Below are 18,652 nucleotides of genomic sequence, written 5' to 3' on the forward strand. Positions count from 1 at the left end.
CTCCCGTCAGCTTCGCGTCGGAGCCATCTCCGAACGATCACGGCCGGCCTCTTCGGCCAGAGCCGCGCGAATCCGGTCCAGGGGCTTGCGGTAGACGTTACCCACCAGCAGGTCGACGAGCTCGCCCTTGCAGCCTGGATACCGCGCGAGGAAACGGGCGAACGAAAACTCCGGATCGTAGAACGCATAGACCAGCTGCCGCATCGCGTCGACCCCATGCCGATAGCACTCGATGTGCGAGCCGAGGCTCTGTGCCGACAGGTCTCCGGCCTCGAGACTCGAGCAGATGGAATCGGCAGCCATCTCGCCCGACTTGAGTGCCAGAAAGACGCCGGTTGAGTACACCGGGTCGATGAAGCCGACCGCGTCTCCGGCCAGAACCCAGCCGTTGCCGGCGCTTCTGGCCGAGCTGTAGGAGAAGTCACGGATGGCCCTCATCGGCATGGCCTGCCCGGCGCCGTCGATTCTGGCGGCGATCGCCGGGCAATGCGCGAGCTCTTCTTCGAAGACCGTCTGCGGGTCGCGCGAGCGACCCAGAATGAGGTGACTGATGTCGCCGACCACGCCCACCGAGACCGTGTCGTCCGGCAGTGGAATCGACCAGAACCAGGACTTCCTCTCGTCGGTGTGAAAGATGATCGTCGCGCCTTCGTCCACCCCGCTATCGCGGTAGCCACCTTTGAAGTGGCTAAAGAAGGCGGCGTTCTTCAAGCTCGGCTCGATATCGAGAAGCCCCAGCTTACCGGCCAAGAAAGCGCGCTGGCCCGTGGCGTCGACGAAAACCCTGGACGCAAGATCGATTGGATCGTCATCGCCCGTGCTCACTCGGGCGCCCACTGCTCGGTCGCCGTCGAAAAGAACGTCTTTGAGCGTGACGCCACGCCGGACCTCGACGCCCTGGGCTACGGCATTGTCTAGGAGCATCTGGTCGAACTCGCTGCGCAGAACCTGCCAGGTCTGGGAGCTCTCATGGGCATCGTGGTCGCGAAAGTAGAACGGCGTCGAGGCCTTGCCGTCGGAGCTGAAGAACTGCACGCTGTACTTCTTGGGGAAGCGGCTGGCCTTCATCTGATCGAGCACGCCCAGCCGCTCGAAGATCCAATAGGTCGCCGGCATCAAAGACTCCCCCACTTTGAACTCGGGCGCCGGGGAGCGTTCGATCAGCAGAGTCTTGCAGCCACGCTGAGCAATCAGAGTGGCCGCGGTGGCGCCGGCGGGGCCACCGCCGGCGACGACGGCGTCATATTCCATTGTCGAGAAGGTCATATCCGGTACTCGAAGGACAGAGACGCCGAGAGCGGCTCGGCGGGAATAACTGCACTCGATCCGAATCCGCGGGTCTCGTAGTCCTCGTCGGTCAGGTTGCGCAGCCTCAAGCCGAAGCGCCAGTCGTTTCGGCCGTAGGAAAGCGCGGCGTTCAGGAGTACGTAGCTCGAAATCGATGCCGAGTTGTCCTCGGAGATGAACTGGTCGTCGACAAAGCGCGCACCACCGCCGATTCTGAATCCGTTCGAGAGCGTCTTGCTCAGCCAGAGGTTCGCCAGATGCTCGGGCGCGAAGGTGGAGCTGTTGCCCGAGCGGTCGAAGACAGCGAACGGCGGATTTGAAAAGGGCAGGGCCACGAGCTCGCTGAAGCGGGTGAGCTCGCTGTCGGTGTAGGCGTAGCTAAACGTGGCGCTGAGCCCGCGAGCCAGGTCGCCCGCCAGCTCGACCTCGAGACCCTGCGAGCGCTGGTCCCCGGCCTGTTGAGTGAAGCCGTTGTCGTCGGGAATGGCGATGTTGTCGCGCTCCAGCCGGTACAGGGCGAAGGTGGAGCGGAAACGTCCGTTGCCGGAACTGCGGCGCGTCCCGACCTCGATCTGTCGGCTCTCTTCCGCTTCGCGCTCACCGACGACCCGAGGCGACGGGGGAGCGAACGAGCCCGCTGCGTTGATGTAAAAGGCAGATCCCTCGGTGGGTGAGTACACGATCCCGAGCATCGGACTGACCTCTTCCTGGCTTCGGGAGGCCCCGCTGACCGCGTCTTCGAAGTCGATGGCATCGAGCCTCAGGCCGGCCAAGAGCATCAGCTTCTTGGTCGCCTGAAAGCGCTCGATCAAGTAGGGCGCGACGATATCGCTGGTCGAGTCGCCTTGGGTCGATTGGCTCGGCAGAAAGAAAATCGGCCGGGTGGCGGTTTCGACCGGCGCCAGGAGGTCGATGGACGGCAGCAGACCGACATCGAGCGAATAGTCGTCCGAAAACCGCGCTATCTCGACACCGGCGAGGAGTTGATGGCGGCTGTCCTGGGGACTCCAAAGGAGCTCGAGCTGATTGCCGACGAAATCCTGGCGGTCGTCGAGGTCGACGAGAGTCCGGAAGACCTCGATTCGACCGGTCGAGAAGCTCGGGAAGGCGCCATTGAGAAGTGTGCCGTCGGTCTTCCAATCGAGCTCACGAAAATAGAGCTTGTTGCGCAACTCGAGCCGGTCCGAGAGGGTGCGCTCGAGATCCAGCTGCACGCGCAAGAGATCCTGTTCCGAGAAATCGAACGGCGAGGCGTACGAGCGATCACGCGAAACCGCGGGCAGCGCACCGTTGACGAGAGGCAATCCCGCGTCGGGCACGTACTCCGAGCTGAGAGATTCCAGGTTGAGGTGGATCGCGGTCCGATCGTCCGGTCGCCACGTGAACGCCGGATTGATGGCGGCAACGTCCTGCTCGCGGCCGTCACGATAGCCGTCGCCCGACCGGAAAAGGCCGTTGAGCCTGAAGCTCGCACTGCCGCTGTCGTTGGAACGGTTCAGGTCGATGGAACCGTCGGCCGTGTTCCAGGAGCCCAGGCTCAGGCTGAACGAACCGAAGTCCTGGGGCACCGGCTGCTTGCGCACCAGGTTGATGACTCCGGCCAGCGGGTTGCTGCCATAGAGGAACCCGGCCGGTCCCTTGAAGACCTCGACGCGTTCGGTGTTGTACATCTGATAGAAGGTCGTCTCGGGCTCCGGAGCGCCGTCGGTCAGAACCAGGCCACTGTTGAGCGAATCGAAGCCGCGCAGGACGAAAAAGTCGAAGACGCCGTTGCCGGTGTGGACGTTGATGCCACTGACGTTCTCGAGGGCATGGCCGAGGATGCGAGCCTGCTGCTCGGATAGCGTCTCGAGGTCGACCACGCCGACGTTGGCCGGTGTCCACCCGGTCTGGAGCGGGAGCTTGGCCGTGATCGTATTGGTGTCGGGAAGGAATGGCAGGCTCTCTTCTACGAAGAGCTCTTCGACGTATTCGGCGGCCGGAACCGACTCCTCGTTCTGGATCGTCGCCCCGGCCTTCGGTTCCGAGTCGCCCTGCGTCGGGGCTTGAGCCGCGACTGGATCGACGGCGGCGAAGGAGGTCAACGCGGCGAGGGCCGCTGTCAAGAACAGGTTTCGCAAATGAGGTCTCCTAGGGATTAAGACTGACGGCGACCATCTCGCGCTCATCGCGCAGAAAGAGCCGGCCGTTCGCAAGTGATGGCATGGTCCAGGTCTTGCCCTTGAGGATCTGTGCGCGCCCGGTTTCTCTGTACTCCTCGGGTGTGGCCTCGACCGAAAGCAAGACCCCGCGCTCGCTCAGGACGAGCAGGTGTCCGTCGGCGTAGAGGAGCGAGCCCTTTCCAAAGCTGCGCTTGGCCCAGGCCTCCTGGCCCGAGGCGGCTTCGATGCACTTGAGCGTGGCATTGTCGAAGCCGTAGAGATAGCCGTTCACCAGAACCGACGAGTTGAAGTGGTTCTGCATGATCTTGCTGCGCCAGAGCTCCTCGACGCCGAGTTCCGCGCCGGTCGAGCTGACTCTCAGCAGAGCCGCGCCCTTGCCGTAGCCGGTCGAGATGAAGACCTTGTCCGGAGGCACGAAGACCGGCATGGCGGCGTTGACCCCGTACGAGGTCTTCCACGTGTACTCCCAGAGCACGCTGCCGTCTGCGGGGGTGGTCGCCACCAGCGCGTCGGCGGTAAAGAACACCGCCTGCTCGCGGCCGGCAATTCTGGCCACGATCGGTGTCGAGTATCCGGGCTTGTCACCGCGAACGTGCCAACGAACCGCGCCGGTCTTCTTGTCGAGCGCGAGTAGGGCATGATCGGTTCTGCCGCCGGCCTCGATCAAGAGCAGGTCCCCGGTCACGACGGGCGAGGCCGAAACCCCCCACTGGGGAACTCGTGCTCCGAAATCTGCCACCAGGTTGCGCGACCAAACGCGCGCTCCATCGGCCGCTTTGAATGCGTGCAGCCCGCCCGACGCGCCGACCACGAAGACCAGACCGTCTTCGACCGTGGGCGTCGAGCGGGGCCCCCCGCCCTGGCCATCGGGTCGGTCCTTGCCGGTGATCGCGCGCCAGACCTCACGACCGGTCTCGGCATCGAACGCGGCGGCGATCTCCTCGCCGCCTCGGCCGAACTGGGTGAAAACCAGACCGTTCCGGACCGCGATACCGGAGTAACCCCGTCCGATATCGATGCGCCACAACACCTCGGGCGCGCCGAGGGACCACGTGGTGAGCAGGTTGGTCTCGGCCGATCGACCGGCGCCGTCTTCGCCGCGATACGAAGGCCAGTCGGCGGCGGGGAGGCGGGCGGCGCCGATCGCACAACCCAGGAGGACAAGCAGTGCGAAAGTACGCGTTCGGTGAGCTCGACTCATGGCAGTTCTTCAGGTGTAACGGGCGTTGCGGTAGGAGTCTTCGTAGAAATCCGGAAGCAGGCTGTCGACCCGGAGCAGGCCCGCACCGGAGAGCTTGACGGCGCCGCCGGAGACCTCGAGCCAACCCTCCTTTTCAAGCCGGCCGAGTGGCTCGGAGAAGCGCTCGAGAACGTCGACGCCGAACTTCTTGGAGAAGGCTTGCGCCTCGAGCCGCCCGAGCTTGAGTTGCAGGATGAACTCGCGCGTGAGGCGCTCATCGGGGCGGGTTGCGAACGCGCGATTCAAGGGCAGCTCGCCGTCCCCGATTCGAGCCAGGTACTCGCCCCAGCCGTCGCAGTTCTGAAAATGCACGTCGCTGACGTGCGAGAACGAGGCGACCCCGGTTCCGAGAAGATCGCAGCCGTTCCATACCGAGTCTCGGTAGAGGAATCGTGCCCGGTTCTCCTCGCCGCTCTTTCGCACTAGGGTGTAGGCGCTCGAGGTCTCGTAACCGGCTTTGGAGAACTCCTCGATAGCGTAGGCGTGCCACTCGCGTTTGAGGTCCCAATCGGCCACCGGAACCTCCAACTCACCGTCCAGGATGTTCTTGGTGAAGCGCGTGTTGAACGGCAGCTCGAGCTGGTAGATGGTGACGCTGTCCGCGCCCACCTCGATGGTTCGAGCCACCGTCTGCTTCCACTTGGTCCAGGTCTCACCGAGCATGCCGGCGATGAGGTCGACGTTGAGCTGCTCGAAGTCGAGGTCTCGGATCCAGGGCATGCAGCGATTGATCTCATGCGAGACGTGGGCCCGGCCGTTGAGTCGCAGAATGTCGTCGTCGAAATTCTCGATTCCGAGAGAAAGACGGGTGACGCCGATTTCCCGGATGGCTTCGAGCTTGGCCGCGGTCAAGGTGCCCGGCTCGCATTCGAAGGCGACTTCCTCGACACCGTCCCAGGGGATCGCCCGTTGCAGTCGTTCGACTAGAGCTCTCAAGTGCTTAGCGCTGATATAGGACGGGGTGCCGCCGCCGAAGTAGACAAAGCGCGGCCGGCGGTTCGCAATCGCGGGCCGTTCGGAGTACATCTCGACTTCGCGGCACAGCGCGTCGAGATAAGAGCCGATTTCGTCGAAATTCTTGTCCGTATAGACGCGGAAGTAGCAGAACTTGCAGCGCTTCCGGCAGAACGGAATGTGTAGATAGAGTCCAAGGTCTCTACCTTCAATCGGCGGCTCGTCGAGAGCGCGGCGAGCCTCGGCGACGGCGTCTTCACTCCAGGCGGAGTAGGGTGGGTAGTTGGAGACGAAGACGCTGCCAAGCTCCTGTTCTTCAGTGAGCCGTCCGGATGTCGCCGCTTCGGGCTGGGTCATGAGCCGCTTCCCTTCTGCTCTGAAGCCCTGCCGAAGGCGAGCACGACGCCGTCGAGGGTTCCAAGAACCAGGCGGCCCTCTGCGATCGCCGGCGACGAGGTCACCGGCGCCGCGATCTCGAAACGCCACAGCTCGGTCCCGTCCTCGAGAGCGAGAGCGAAGAGATCTCCGTTTCCCGCGACGGCGTACACGCGGTTTCCCGAGATCACCGGCGACGCATCCACCCGGGCCCGGGTCGGAAACGTCCACGAGATCTTGCCCGACTGTGGGTCGAGCGCGTGGAGCAGTTTGTCGCGCCCACCGATGACCAGGATCCCGTCGGTGATCGCCGGCGACGAGTAAAACGGGAAGTTCTTCTCGGGGTGGTTGTATCGCCAGATGATCTTCTCGTTCTGCCAATCGATCGCCAGCACTTCATTGTCGAATGTGCCTGTAAAGGCCAGGTCGCCGTCGATCGCCATGCTTGAAGCTACGTAAGAACCGATCTGGAGTTTGCTCGCTTCGGCGCCACTGGCGAGATCGACCTTCCGGAAATAGCCGTCACAGCCCGAAACCACGGCGTACTTCCCGGCGATAGCGGGCGTCGAATGGACGTAACCCTCGGTCTCGATCTTCCAGCGCATTTCGCCGGACTTTCTATCCAGGGCATAGAGAAACTGGTCGTAGGATCCGAAGAGAACCAGATCGCCGAAGAAATTCGCCGAGGAGATGATGCCGCCGTCGGTCTGAAACGTCCAGCGGGGCTTGCCGTCCGCCGCGCCGACGGCGTGAAAGACACCGGCCTCGTCACCGAAGTAGACCACACCGCCGTTCACCGACGGCGAGGACTTGATCTCGTTTCCGGTCTCGTAGCGCCAGGTGAGCGAGCCGTCGGCCAGATCGAGCGCGTAGAGCGAGCCGTCGAGCGAGCCGACGAAGACCCGGCCGCCGGCGATGGCGGCGGTGGATTCGATCGCGTCGCCTGCCTCGAAACTCCACAGTGGCTCAAGCTCGGCGGTGAGGGTTTCGGATGAGACCCCGGTGAGCGAGGGGCCACCGCGAAACTGAGTCCACTCGGCGCCGGCGGGTTGGGCGAGAGCGAGACAGGCGATGAGCGCGATGAAGGCCGAACCGCAGGTAACGGTCGCCAAAGGTTTCCTATGCATAGGCTTGCTCATAGAGTTTGATGAAATCTCGTTCGGTGACGGGCCGGGGATTGAAACTGCCGGTCCATTCCTCGATCGCGAGTCGGGCCAGCGAGCCGAGAGTGTCTCGCGCAACCCCTAGGTCCTGCAAGCACTTGGCCAGGCCGCCGCGGTGGCGGAGGGTCTCGAGTCGCCTTGCCAATGCTCGGGAGCCTCCGGGTAGAAGCCGAGCGTAAGCCTCTTCGGCCGCCTCGGAATTGAAGCGAACCACGTGAGGCAACATCAGCGCCACGGCCTCTCCATGAGTTATTCGACAGCGGGCGGTCAACGGATTCGCCGCCGCATGAGCCGCCCCGAGCATGGATTTCTCAATGGCGGCGCCGGCCAGGTGGGCCCCGAGCTGCATACGGCCCAGGGGCTCGATCCGCGGCTTATCGCCCAGCACCTGCTCGAAAGCACCATCCAGAAGCTCGTAGGCGCGCTCGGACAGGGCTTTCGACACCTCGGTGGCGCGGGTGGTGACCAGGCTCTCGACCGCGTGAGCAACGGCATCGAAGCCCGACACCGACCGCACCCATTTCGGAGCGCTGATCGTGAGCTCGGGATCGAGGACTACGGCTCGGAAAAGGGCCTTGGGATCTCCGCAGGCCATCTTTCGACGGCTACCGGCTTGGGAGATCAGGGCGTAGGACTGCGCTTCGCTGCCGGTGCCGCAGGTTGTCGGAACGGCCACCATCGGCAGCATCTCCAGGGAGGCCTTGCCATAGCCCCAGTAGTCCGACATCTCGCCGCCGTTGGTCAGGACGAAGTTGGTCCCTTTGGTGCAGTCCATGGCGCTGCCGCCGCCGAGGGCCACGAGCGCGTCCGCCCCGGACGATCGAGCTGCCTCGACACCTCGCGTGACGTCTTCGGTCGACGGATTCTCATGGACCTCGGTAAAAGTCGAGGCTCCGAGGCCGGCGCTGCGAATCGCCTCGTGGGCGCGTTCAGCGTGTCCGGCTCGCACAAGCCCCGGGTCGGTGATCAGCAGTGCATGGGTCGCGCCGAGAGCCGACACCTCCTTGCCGAGCTGCTCCAGGCTACCCGCGCCGGTCGTGACCCGGACTCCGGCCAGCTCACCCGACCAGGCTTCGACCGTCGAGTTCATCATCCGATGCTCGAGTGGCTAAGCCACGCCCTGATAGGAGCGCTGCCGGTATAGGTGCTCGAAGAGGTTGCCTTCGTGCGGCTGGTCCCAAGCCACCTTGCTGGTCGGCATCGGCGCGAGGTTGAGCCGCTCGACATGGGTCGAGGTCAGAAGGTCGCGGCGGAACTCGGCGTCCTCGGTCAAACCGGTGACAACCAGGCTGGGGCCCATCTTGTCCAGAATCTCGTTCTGCGGCACCTCGACGACCGAGGCGAAGGGAAAGAGGTACTCGGCCGAAGCCAGCGGGTGTTCCGGATCCTCGCAGTACACGACCGTTGGCAAAAGAAACCAGCAGCCTTCGACCTCGGTCACCCGGGAGCCCGAGCGGTAGCGGGCGGTCATGTCCTCGGCGCCACTCCGAGCGAGTTGTGAATCAATGACCGAGGACAGGCTCTCGGCGGCCTTTCGGCTCGGAAAAGCGGCCAGCCGCGCCTCGGGATGGTCCAGGGGCAGGGCTTCGATCTCGGCGAACTCTCTGGCGATGGCGTCGGCGATCGCACGTCCGTTGGCCGGTGTCCACACCCCCGAAGCGTTGATGCAAGAGCGGCCGCCGTTGTCGGCGACCGATGCCACCATGAGCTCGAGGTGGTCCGACCAGGTGCCGGCCGCGTCGTTTCCGAAGACGACCTTACTCCAGCCCGGGCCGTGGATCTGGACCGCCGGGTCGGAGCGCCAGGGGTCGACGGTCGCCCGGTCTCCGTACAACATCGAGCGCCCGGTGCGCAGCAGGATCTGCCCTGCACCGGCGTGGTCGGAGGGGTAGTAGTGGAAGGCGCTTTCCGGGCAGCCGGCGGCAATGAACGCTTGGGCGAGTCGGAACGGAGTCCAGGGCTCACGGCTTCCGGGTCTCAGAGCCAGCGCGGTCTTGAGTGGAATCGCCGGCAGCCAGAGGGAGTGCACACCGGGAGAGTTCGACGGCAGCACGGCTCCCAACGCGTCGGTCTCGCGGCGGTAGGAGACCATGCGTCCGCCCTGTTCGCCGAAGCCCTGGTCCAGGATGTCGAGGTCGAGTCCCCGAGTGAGCCCTCCGAGTACGGTCTCCATCTCTTCCAGGACAAACCGGGCCTTCGCCATGTTGGCCCGCACCATGCTCTGGGGTAGCCCGGTTGTGACCGAGGTCTGCAGCACGTAGTCGTCCGCTGATTGAGTCGAGTCTCCCAGCGGCAGGTCGGCCTCGGCGAAGAGCGTACCCGCTTTCTTCGAGATCTCCACCAGTTCGCGCGTGGTCAGGCTTTCGAGCTCGCGGCGAGCGCGAGCGATTTCGGCCAGGTCTCTGGCGATCAGGCCGGAGTTGGCTTGGCTGATTTCGGCCACCGGCTCACCGGTTGACAGGTGACCCAGAACACTGGTGCTCAGGCTTCGGTAGGTCTTGCCGGCGCGTAAGAGCGGAATATGGAGCATCGTTCGGGTCTCCGAGAGGGGTGAGCCGTTAATAGACACCGACGACGACGGATTCTTCGAAGCGCGTGAAAAGACGCAGATTGGAGACGCCGTCCCAGGGGTAGAGGTCGATCGGCTCGGTGCGCTCGCCTTCGTCGCGTTCGAGGAAACGAGGCATGAAGAAGTCCTTCGTCAGGGTGGTCAGCATGACTCGGCCGGTTTCGCCGTACTCGACCACCCGCTCGGGGTCGTCGGGATCAACAAGCTTGAAAACCGCGCGCGGATGGGGCGGATAATAGGTGATCGTGTAGTCCTTGGTCTCCGGGTCGAACGGCTTCGAGCAGGCCAGGCCCATGAGCGTGTTGCCATAGGTGGGCACGAAGTCGACGCCGGGCACGAGCTCCTCGCGGGCAAAGCGATGAAACTGCGCGTTCATCTCGGTGCCGCCGCAGAAGATACCGGTGATCCCCGCCTTGGCAAGCGAGATCTTCTCGCACAGCGCTTCGAGCAGCTTGGGCGTCGTGAACAGGCACTTGACGTTGTCGTGACCGCGGAGGATCTTGAGGCCCTGGTCGACCACGTGCTCCTTGTAATCTTCGAGGTCCTGATGCTTGCCGGCCTTGATCATCTTGTTGACCCAGCGCGGGTCCAGGTCGACGTGAAACGCCAGGCCGCCGCGGACCTGGGCCAGGTGCTCGATCGCGAGCCGCAGCCGGCGAGGGCCAGACGGCCCGAGCATCAGCCAGTCCGACCCTTTTGGGAAGGTCTCGTCGGAGAGCGTCTCGCTGAACTGGGAATAGTCAATGCGGAAGTCCTGAATGTTGAGCCGAGTCTTGGGAAGCCCGGTGGACCCGCCGGTCTCGAAAACGTAGAGCGGCTCACCTTCGAGCCCTTTGGGGAGCCAGCGCCGAACCGGACCGCCGCGCAGCCATTCGTCCTCGAAATGGCCGAGGTGCTTCAGGCCGTCATAGCTTTGGATCTTCTCGCGCGGATCGAAGGGTAGCTTGCGAGCGTAGTCGAGCCAGAAGGGGCTCCCGGTGTCGGGAGAAAAGTGCCAGGCGATCATCTCGCGCACGTGGGCGTCGAGCGCGGCGCGAGCCTCTTGAGCTCGCGCTTCGAGATTGCCTCCGGGTGCGACGTTCATGGTTTTCTCTTGGTCTCAGGGTGCGGGCTCTTCGCCGGGCGGAGTCTTCTCCTTCGCGCCTTGCTTGAGCGCGAAGAGCTTGTTCCGGCTGGCGACGTAGAGAACGCCGTTCTTGGCCAAGGGGGTCGTATAGACGGCGCTGCCCATGTTGAGCTCGTCCAGAACTTCCGGCTCGCCGTCTTTGCCTTTGCCGGCCTTGATCACGACGACGTCGCCATCCTCGTCGCCCAGATAGACCTTGCCGTCGGCGACGAACGCCGAGCCCCAGATCGCCGCAAACGCATCGTAGGTCCAGAAGTGCTCGCCGGTGTCCTCATCCAGAGCGTAGAGAAACCCGGAGAGATCCGCTATGTAGACAATGCCATCCGCGATTGCGGCGGTCGACATCGTGCGGTTGAAGTCGGTACCGCCCCGGTGCCAGACCACGCCGGACCCGGTGATGTCTCCGCTACCGGTGGCATCGACGACCCAGAAGTGGGCCGGCGCTTCACCGTGCTCGGGGTCCTGGCCGACCCCGATGTAGACCCGATCCTTGTGGATCACCGGCGTGGAGATGATGTTGTTCTTGGTGCCGGAGCCACCGAGCTCCCAGGTGGAGCCCTTGGGGTTGGCGTCGAACTTCCAGATCAGGGAGCCGTCTTTAGGGTCGAGCGAATACAGCCAGCCGTCGCCGCCGGGGAAGACCACCTGCGGCTTGCCGCCGATGACGCCGTAGGCGGGGTTCGACCAGGAGCCGTGAAGGATGCTCTCTCCTGGGAGGTCGGACTCCCAGACCACCTTGCCGGTGTTCTTGTTGACCGCGATGAAGCTCGGAGCTCGCACCGAGGTGACGTTGATATGACCTTCATCGACCCCGTTTCCAGTGACCACATAGAGAATGTCGCCCACGGCGAGCGCGCTGCCGACCGCGAGATTGTGGGGGAACACCGCGAGCTCTTCGATCATGTCGAGTCGCCAGATGACGTCCTCGTCGATTTCGCTCTTGTTGACCTCGTCGGTGATCGGGCCGTCGTTCTCGCCGTCGCGGAAACCCTCGGTGTCGGCGGCGATGAACTCGGCCCGATTGGAGACGTAGTAGAGGCGATCACCCTCGACGTAGGGCGCCGAGCACACTCCCTGAAGAGGCCAGTCGTGAACACGGCCGGCCGGGAGCTTGGGGTGAGCGGATTGCCAGAGGAACTCGCCGGTCATGGCGTCGAACGCCATGACGTTACCGCGGTCGCCTTCGAGCTTGGGATTGCGGCGGCCCTCGTTGTTGGTGCCGACGAAGATCTTGCCGCCGGCGACCACGGGTCCGCCGTAGCTCTGGGTGCCAAGCGGCTGGCGCCAGAGCACGTGCTCGCCGGTCGAGAGGTCCCAGCTGCCGGGCAAGCCGGTTTCATCGGACACCATGTTGCGTGACGGCGTGCCCCCGAACATGGCGACGTCGTCGGCCGCCGACGCGGGAGCCGCTAGCGCGGCCAGAAGAACTGCAAGGGCCGGCATTGCAAGGGGTGAGAATGTCTTTTTCATGGTTAGTTGTTCCTCATGACACGGATGTTGTCGTAGTAGAGCGGTGTGGGGGAAAAACCGGAGAGTCCCGGGGCACCTGATGGAATCGGCAAGGGGTCGGTAGCCGAGAGCGTCCAGCCGCTGGGCTCGTCTTCGCCGCGGGGCCAAATCTTGCCGCGCACCAGGGCCTCGCCGTTCTGCGCGCGGACCTCGAACTTCATCCGGTACCAGACGTCCGGCTCCCAGGCGAAGTCGATCTGCTGCATCATGCGCAGGCCGGCCTGCCAAGAGCGCACCTGGACTCGCTGATGATCGCCAAGGAGATCGAGGGTATAACCGGAGTTGATCAGGCCGATGTCCGGCATTCGCCGCCGGTTCTTGGTACCCATGATGTCGGCCTCGATCGTGTAGTCGGTTTCGGCGGGGTGACCGAGAAAGGTGATGTGGCGGTGAATCTTGATCGGCGACGGTCCTTTGGTGAGTACCCGGTTACCGTTCAGATCGGTGACCGAGAACCGGGCCAGATAGGCCATCATGTAGGACGGACGCGAGCCGGGCTCGGTCGATTCGAAATCTTCCTCGAGCGGCAGGTAGCGCAGGACCCGGATTCGCCCTTTGGCCTCGAGGTCGCCCACCCGGGCTACGATCATACCGGTGTCCGAGGCGGCCCCCGGATCGGGAGTGTAGACACCGTCGCTATCTACCGTGCCTGTCAGACCTGTCAGGCTCCAGGTCGCTTCTTGCTCGCCTAGGGGCCGGCCCAAGGGATCGAAGGTCATGGCACGAAAGTCCGCGGTCTCATCCGAGCGCAGATAGACCTCGGCAGGGATCACGCGCAACTTGGCCGGTGCGCGATGGCCCATGGCTTCGCTTGCCATCTCGGCGCCTACCCTCTCGACCGGAGCCGCCGAGGCGGATGCCGCCTCCGGGTCCCCGATCGCGTAGAGACCTTCCTCGGTGGTGAAGAAGATTCGGCCGTCGGCGATTGCCACCGAGCCGTAGATCTCGGCGGTGCGCCCGTCGGGCATCTTGATCTCTTCGACATCGAGAATCGTGCCCTCGGTCTCGCCCGCCTCGACGATCACGACTCTGCCGTTGACCTCGGTCAGATAGAGCTTGCCGTCGGCCCACACCGGAGAACCCTTGCCGACCCGGCCGATGCTGAGCTCCCAGAGCTCTTCCCCGGTGTCCGCGTTGAGAGCATGGAGATTGGCCGAATTGTCGACGACGTAGAGAACTCCTTCGGCTAGGGCCGCGGTGGTGAAACCGGCCGAGATGGCAGCCCGCCAGATTTCGTGGGTCTGGGTGACGTCTCCGGTGCCCGTGCCGTCGATCGCGACCACCCGGCCCATGGTCGCTTCGTCCACGTTCTCTTCACTGTGTGAGACGAAAACCCGGGTGCCGTCGACGAGGACGGAGCTGTTGATACCGCGCTTGGAAAGCTGGAAACCCCAGACCGGCTCGCCGGTCTCGGCCTCGACCGCGTAGATTCCGCCGCCGCCGTTGCCGGCAACGATCAGACGCCGGCCGTCGACCACGAGCAGATTGGGCGTCGATTGCGTGTTCTTATCCGCCTGGGAAGGCGCCGGCTGGGACACCCAGAGCAGCTCGCCCGTCCTTTTGTCGAAGGCCCGGAAACGATGCAGCGGCTTGCCCTCGGGACCCCAGGACGTGTTCGAAAAGGTCACGATGATCTTGTCGCCGTCGACGAACGGCGTCTGGGTGCGACCGCCGTAGCCTTCCATGAAGCCGAGCTCCTCGATCAGGCGCCGAGACCAGACCACCTCTCCGGTGGCGCTGTTGAGGCACAGAAAGATGCCGCCGACCCCCTGCACGTACAGATAGCCGGTTTCCGGATCGCCGGTGATATGGGCCCAACCGACGCGAGTCCAGGGTACCGAGGTGTGAAAGACGTTGAATCGGTGTTCCCAGAGCTGCTCGCCGGTGGCGGTATCGAAGCACGCTACGATCTCCTGGCGACGAATCTCCTCGCCGACTCTGCCGTTGGCGCAGACCTTGCCGGGCAGGACGATCGGAGTCGATCTTCCGACCCAGGGAACCCTCCAGAGCAGGTTCTCGCCGTCTACCGACCAGGACGAGATGAGATCGGTCTCCGGGCTGACGCCGTTGCGCCAGGGACCCCTCCAGTTGGCCCATTTCATCCACTCCGTGTCACCGGGGGACTTGGAAGGACCCTTTGCGACCGCCTCCGTCGTCGTCGGCTCGGCCATGGCGCTAGCTGCCGGCGCGCCGGGAGAGTCGGTCATCGGTGCCGTCGAGGCACAGCCCAGCATCGATAGGATGAGCAACGCCGTCAAGACGGCGCTCCGGCGAAGACAGAGGTTCATTGCAGATTTCATCGGCATTTCGGCATTTCCTCGCTTCAGAAGGGGACGACGGGTGCAGGACGCATGCCGCCACGAGGCGGCATCTTATCGAATCGGCAGGGCCGGTACCTGCCCGGCCGTGCGCTCTCTCTTCGGTCATAATCCTCGACGTGAAAGCGGTCGTGTTCCACGCTCCGTTCGACGTGCGCCTCGAGGAGGTTGCACGACCCGTGCTGCAGAGCGCTACCGACGCGATCGTGAAGGTCGAGCTTTCGGCCATCTGCGGGTCCGATCTCCACCCCTATCGCGGCAACGAGATCGGCATCGAGTCCGGAACGGTGATGGGGCACGAGTTTCTGGGAGAGGTGGTCGAGTGCGGAGAGGGTCTCCGGCTGCTCCGGCCGGGGAGCCGGGTTGTCGCCCCTTTCACCACCAGCTGCGGGGTTTGTTTTTTCTGTGCGGAGGGCTTGACCGCTCGCTGCGAGAAGGGCGAGCTCTTCGGCTGGATCGAGAAGGGCCGCGGGCTGCACGGCGGGCAGGCGGAATACGTGCGCGTACCCCTTGCGGACACGACCCTGGCGGTCGTGCCGGATCAAACCCCCCGCGAGGCCGCGCTCTTTGCCGGCGATATTCTCTCGACCGGTCTCTTTACCGCCGACATGGCGGGGGTGGGAGAGGGCTCGGTCGCCGCGGTCATAGGGTGCGGCCCTGTGGGTTTGATGGCCATCGTCGCTTGTCGCCATCGCGGCGCCGGCAAGGTTCTCGCGATCGAGCCGGTGCCCGAGCGCAGGCGATTGGCGGAGGCCTTCGGAGCCGAAGCTCTCGATCCAGGCGGGACCGTTCGATCTCACGTCGATGACGCAACCCGAGGCCGGGGCGTGGACTGTGTTCTCGAGATGGTCGGCTCGCCGGAGGCGACGCGGCTCGGCGTCGACCTTCTGCGCTCCGGTGGGACGCTTGCCGCCGCCGGGGTTCACACCGAGTCCGAGTTCGCTTTCTCCCCCGGCGAGGCCTACGACAATAATCTGACGTACCGGGCGGGTCGATGCCCGGTGCGCTCCTACATGGACGAGGCACTGCAGCTGGCAGGGGATAGCGAGCTCGATATCGCCGGCATCGTCAGCGACCGAATCCGCCTGGAGGATGCGGTCGACGCCTACCGGCGCTTCGACCGGCGCGAAGCCGGTTGCGTCAAAGTGCTACTTTTTCCTGGGGAAGCAGAATGAGAGCTTTCGAAACGAGGTTTCCGCTCGAGGCGGTTTTCGGGCACACCGACGTGACCGGCACGGTGGCCGGCTGGGTAGCCGAGTCCGGCTGTGAGAATGGAGTGGCTTGCCTACAGGTGGTCGGCTCGACCGGCGGCATCACCACGATCGAGTACGAGTCCGGAGCCCTGGCCGATCTCGAGCGAGCTATGGAGAGGCTGGCGCCGGCGACCGGTCACTATGCGCACAATGAACGCTGGCACGACGGCAACGGTTTCTCCCACCTGCGCTCGGCCGTACTCGGAACCTCGCTCGTGGTTCCGGTTCGATCCGGAGCGCTGGCGCTGGGCACCTGGCAGCAGATCGTTATGCTCAATTTCGACAACCGCCCACGCGAGCGGTTGCTGGTGGGTATGCTGCTCGAAGGGTGAGCCCGGAAAGTGCGGGCGACCGGGTCAGGGTGCCTTGTCGGCGGTCACCGGCAGCGGCGCTTGCGCCGCATGGGTGGCAGCTCCCGGCGGGGGCTTGTACTTCGTGACCATGAATCCGCCCAGCGCGGCGAGCAGAATGCCGAGCACGAATTGCCAACGTAGGGCTCCAAGTCCGCCGGCGGGGGGGTGCCAGAGCAGGGCGACGATCGCGTTCACCACCGGCGCGCCCGCGAAAATGATCGACATGACCACGGCCGGACTGCCCTTGGCGCCGAAGGCCAGGAGCACGCAAAAGGCGCCCGCGGCGCCAACCAGCCCTGCCAAGAGAGACCAGACCATGCCCTTGCCAGGGAAGCTCCAGTCGGTCCCGCTCGTCGCCAGGATAACCAGGGGACCGACGATCGCGGTAATGAAATAGGCCACGCCGACAAAGAGAAACGCTTTGTAGCGCCCCAGGGTCGGATCGCCCATCGAGGTTTGGCCTTCGTGCAAGAAGAGGCCATAGAGACCCCAGGTCGCCACCGTCATGAGGGCAAAGATCAGCCATGCTGTCCCGGATCCTGCTGCGCCGCTCGCCATCGATCGAACTCCTTCTGTCTTCAACTCGGCCGCCGCATAACGGCCGACGGTTGGTTCCGCCGAAGGTAGACTTCGGAAGCGGGGGAAGAGTAACACCGGTGAGAGTCGAGTCGAGTAACTAAGCGGATGCCGGGCTACGCCTATCCTCTTCTCATCGCGGCGGGATTCGTGGCCGGTTTCGTCAACACGCTCGCCGGCAGCGGGTCTCTGGTGACGCTGCCGGCGTTGATCTTCCTCGGTCTGCCGCCGACCGTGGCCAATGGCACGAATCGGCTGGCGATTCTGATGCAGAACGTGGTCGCGGTGTCGCGATTTAGAGACTTCGGCGTTCTGGAGATCCGCAAGAGTGGCTGGCTGGCCTTGCCCGCCGTGTTTGGTGCGATCGTTGGGGCGCGCCTGGCGGTGGACCTGGACGAGGAGATTCTGCGGCGCACGATCGGCGCCCTGTTTTTGCTGCTGCTGCCGGTCATCGCATTTCGGCCGCAACGCTGGCTAGTGGGTCGACAGTCGGATCTGCCCGGCCATGGTTGGGCGTTGTGGGTCGGGCTCTTCCTGGTCGGGGTCTATGGTGGCTTCATTCAGGCTGGAGTGGGGATCTTCCTGCTTGTGTGCCTGGTCCTGGGCGCCGGCTATGATCTCGTGCGCGCCAATGCGATCAAGGTCCTGATTGTCCTGTGCTTCACGGTCTTCGCGCTCGCCGTGTTCATCCGCCACGACCAGGTTTCCTGGCTGCCGGGCCTGACGCTGGGGATAGGCAACATGGCCGGCGCCTGGTGGGCGACGCGCCTCGCGACCGAGCGCGGCGCTCGCTTCGTCCGTTGGCTTCTTCTGATCGTGGTGGCGGTGTCGGGAGTTCTGCTGGTCGTCGGCTGGAATCGATGAAGGCAAGAAACGGGTGGCCCGGTGTTCCGGGCGCGGCTAGGGTACGGGCATGATGACGGAACAACGATCCACTGACTACGCGCGAGTCGAGCGCGCAATCGGCTTTCTCGCCGAGCGTGTCGAGGAACAACCCAAACTGGCCGAGGTCGCGAATGCCGTCGGGCTGAGCGGCAACCGGACCCAGCGCCTGTTCAAGCGTTGGGCCGGAGTCAGCCCGAAGAGGTTTCTCGAGTTTCTGACGGTCGAGCATGCCAAGCATTTGCTCGATCGGTCCATCAATGTCCTCGACACCAGCCTGGCGGTGGGCCTCTCCGGTCCGGGCAGGCTGCACGATCATTTCGTCAAGCTCGAGGCGATGTCTCCGGGTGAGTACAAGAGCGGGGGGCACGGCCTCGAGCTCGTCTTCGGAGTTCACGCGAGCCCGTTCGGCCGGGTCTTTCTGGCCGCCAGCGGTCGAGGCATCTGCCGGTTGGCGTTCGTGGACGGCAGTGAGCGCCAGGAGATCACCGAGCTGAGTCGATCGTGGCCTGCGGCAGCGATCACCCGAGATCAAGCACACACCGGCGAGTTGGCCGGACGGATCTTCGAGCCGAGCGACGACGCCAGCGAGATTCTGGTGAGGGTGAGCGGCACGAACTTTCAGCTCGCGGTCTGGAAGGCTCTACTGGGAATTCCTCGAGGAAGCCTGGTGTCCTACGAAACCGTGGCCAACGCGGCCGGTCGTCCCGGAGCCACCCGCGCGGTGGGGAGCGCGGTCGCGGCCAACCCGGTGGCCTACTTGATTCCCTGTCACCGGGTGATTCGCAAGAGCGGCGTTCTGGGCAACTATCGCTGGGGAGTGACGCGCAAGCAGGCCCTCGTAGCTTGGGAATCGGCCCGGAGCAGGTTCCCCGCGGCTTGAGA

The 18,652-nt window shown here is 64.4% G+C and carries 15 protein-coding genes; 4 read left to right on the top strand and 11 right to left on the bottom strand.

What is annotated here, in order from left to right:
• Positions 1-6: 6 nt before the first annotated feature.
• From GY769_11645 to GY769_11690, 10 genes are read right to left on the bottom strand one after another with little or no spacing between them, the layout of a single operon-like run.
• Positions 7-1,266 (bottom strand): NAD(P)/FAD-dependent oxidoreductase, encoded by a 1,260-nt coding sequence (locus GY769_11645; GenBank protein MCP4202575.1) that lies wholly within the window; start codon positions 1,264-1,266, stop codon positions 7-9.
• A complete protein-coding gene (locus GY769_11650; GenBank protein MCP4202576.1) occupies positions 1,263-3,407 on the bottom strand; it encodes a TonB-dependent siderophore receptor in 2,145 nt (714 codons plus the stop codon). The genes GY769_11645 and GY769_11650 overlap by 4 nt, the downstream gene beginning before the upstream one ends.
• A gap of 10 nt (positions 3,408-3,417) precedes the next feature.
• Entirely contained in the window at positions 3,418-4,650 is a 1,233-nt protein-coding gene (locus GY769_11655; GenBank protein MCP4202577.1) for a PQQ-binding-like beta-propeller repeat protein, read from the bottom strand.
• Positions 4,651-4,659: 9 nt separating this feature from the next.
• Entirely contained in the window at positions 4,660-6,000 is a 1,341-nt protein-coding gene (locus GY769_11660) for a coproporphyrinogen III oxidase family protein (GenBank protein ID MCP4202578.1), read from the bottom strand.
• A complete protein-coding gene (locus tag GY769_11665; GenBank protein MCP4202579.1) occupies positions 5,997-7,145 on the bottom strand; it encodes a PQQ-binding-like beta-propeller repeat protein in 1,149 nt (382 codons plus the stop codon). Before GY769_11665 ends, GY769_11660 begins: the two co-directional genes overlap by 4 nt.
• Positions 7,138-8,271, bottom strand: a complete 1,134-nt coding sequence (locus GY769_11670; GenBank protein ID MCP4202580.1) for an iron-containing alcohol dehydrogenase — start codon at positions 8,269-8,271, stop codon at positions 7,138-7,140. The genes GY769_11665 and GY769_11670 overlap by 8 nt, the downstream gene beginning before the upstream one ends.
• Before the next feature lie 18 nt (positions 8,272-8,289).
• Positions 8,290-9,711: an aldehyde dehydrogenase gene (locus tag GY769_11675; protein ID MCP4202581.1), complete on the bottom strand. Its 1,422-nt coding sequence runs from the start codon at positions 9,709-9,711 to the stop codon at positions 8,290-8,292.
• A gap of 28 nt (positions 9,712-9,739) precedes the next feature.
• Entirely contained in the window at positions 9,740-10,834 is a 1,095-nt protein-coding gene (locus GY769_11680) for a hypothetical protein (protein MCP4202582.1), read from the bottom strand.
• Positions 10,835-10,849: 15 nt separating this feature from the next.
• Positions 10,850-12,346, bottom strand: a complete 1,497-nt coding sequence (locus GY769_11685) for a PQQ-binding-like beta-propeller repeat protein (GenBank protein ID MCP4202583.1) — start codon at positions 12,344-12,346, stop codon at positions 10,850-10,852.
• Between the two features lie 2 nt (positions 12,347-12,348).
• Positions 12,349-14,691, bottom strand: coding sequence for a PQQ-binding-like beta-propeller repeat protein (locus tag GY769_11690; protein ID MCP4202584.1), 2,343 nt, complete (start codon positions 14,689-14,691; stop codon positions 12,349-12,351).
• Between the two features lie 131 nt (positions 14,692-14,822).
• Here GY769_11690 and GY769_11695 point away from each other — a divergent pair, with 131 nt between their 5' ends.
• Positions 14,823-15,878, top strand: a complete 1,056-nt coding sequence (locus tag GY769_11695; protein MCP4202585.1) for an alcohol dehydrogenase catalytic domain-containing protein — start codon at positions 14,823-14,825, stop codon at positions 15,876-15,878.
• Positions 15,875-16,288: a YjbQ family protein gene (locus tag GY769_11700; protein MCP4202586.1), complete on the top strand. Its 414-nt coding sequence runs from the start codon at positions 15,875-15,877 to the stop codon at positions 16,286-16,288. The genes GY769_11695 and GY769_11700 overlap by 4 nt, the downstream gene beginning before the upstream one ends.
• 24 nt (positions 16,289-16,312) lie before the next feature.
• On the opposite strand, the gene GY769_11705 is transcribed toward GY769_11700, so the two are convergent.
• Positions 16,313-16,780, bottom strand: coding sequence for a hypothetical protein (locus GY769_11705; protein MCP4202587.1), 468 nt, complete (start codon positions 16,778-16,780; stop codon positions 16,313-16,315).
• Between the two features lie 213 nt (positions 16,781-16,993).
• Here GY769_11705 and GY769_11710 point away from each other — a divergent pair, with 213 nt between their 5' ends.
• Positions 16,994-17,749: a sulfite exporter TauE/SafE family protein gene (locus GY769_11710; protein ID MCP4202588.1), complete on the top strand. Its 756-nt coding sequence runs from the start codon at positions 16,994-16,996 to the stop codon at positions 17,747-17,749.
• A gap of 52 nt (positions 17,750-17,801) precedes the next feature.
• Complete coding sequence (locus GY769_11715; protein ID MCP4202589.1) at positions 17,802-18,650, top strand: methylated-DNA--[protein]-cysteine S-methyltransferase; 849 nt, start codon at positions 17,802-17,804, stop codon at positions 18,648-18,650.
• The last annotated feature ends 2 nt before the right edge of the window (positions 18,651-18,652 follow it).

Source organism: bacterium (assembly GCA_024224155.1).
GTDB lineage: Bacteria > Acidobacteriota > Thermoanaerobaculia > Multivoradales > JAHEKO01 > CALZIK01.

Excerpts from the sequence above, each read along its gene's own strand:
- GY769_11645 (MCP4202575.1), bottom strand. The coding sequence starts at position 1,266 with ATGACCTTCTCGACAATGGAATATGACGCCGTCGTCGCCGGCGGTGGC.
- GY769_11680 (MCP4202582.1), bottom strand. The coding sequence starts at position 10,834 with ATGAACGTCGCACCCGGAGGCAATCTCGAAGCGCGAGCTCAAGAGGCT.
- GY769_11670 (MCP4202580.1), bottom strand. The coding sequence starts at position 8,271 with ATGAACTCGACGGTCGAAGCCTGGTCGGGTGAGCTGGCCGGAGTCCGG.
- GY769_11710 (MCP4202588.1), top strand. The coding sequence starts at position 16,994 with ATGCCGGGCTACGCCTATCCTCTTCTCATCGCGGCGGGATTCGTGGCC.
- GY769_11700 (MCP4202586.1), top strand. The coding sequence starts at position 15,875 with ATGAGAGCTTTCGAAACGAGGTTTCCGCTCGAGGCGGTTTTCGGGCAC.
- GY769_11675 (MCP4202581.1), bottom strand. The coding sequence starts at position 9,711 with ATGCTCCATATTCCGCTCTTACGCGCCGGCAAGACCTACCGAAGCCTG.
- GY769_11690 (MCP4202584.1), bottom strand. The coding sequence starts at position 14,691 with ATGCCGATGAAATCTGCAATGAACCTCTGTCTTCGCCGGAGCGCCGTC.
- GY769_11715 (MCP4202589.1), top strand. The coding sequence starts at position 17,802 with ATGACGGAACAACGATCCACTGACTACGCGCGAGTCGAGCGCGCAATC.
- GY769_11660 (MCP4202578.1), bottom strand. The coding sequence starts at position 6,000 with ATGACCCAGCCCGAAGCGGCGACATCCGGACGGCTCACTGAAGAACAG.
- GY769_11685 (MCP4202583.1), bottom strand. The coding sequence starts at position 12,346 with ATGAAAAAGACATTCTCACCCCTTGCAATGCCGGCCCTTGCAGTTCTT.
- GY769_11655 (MCP4202577.1), bottom strand. The coding sequence starts at position 4,650 with ATGAGTCGAGCTCACCGAACGCGTACTTTCGCACTGCTTGTCCTCCTG.
- GY769_11665 (MCP4202579.1), bottom strand. The coding sequence starts at position 7,145 with ATGCATAGGAAACCTTTGGCGACCGTTACCTGCGGTTCGGCCTTCATC.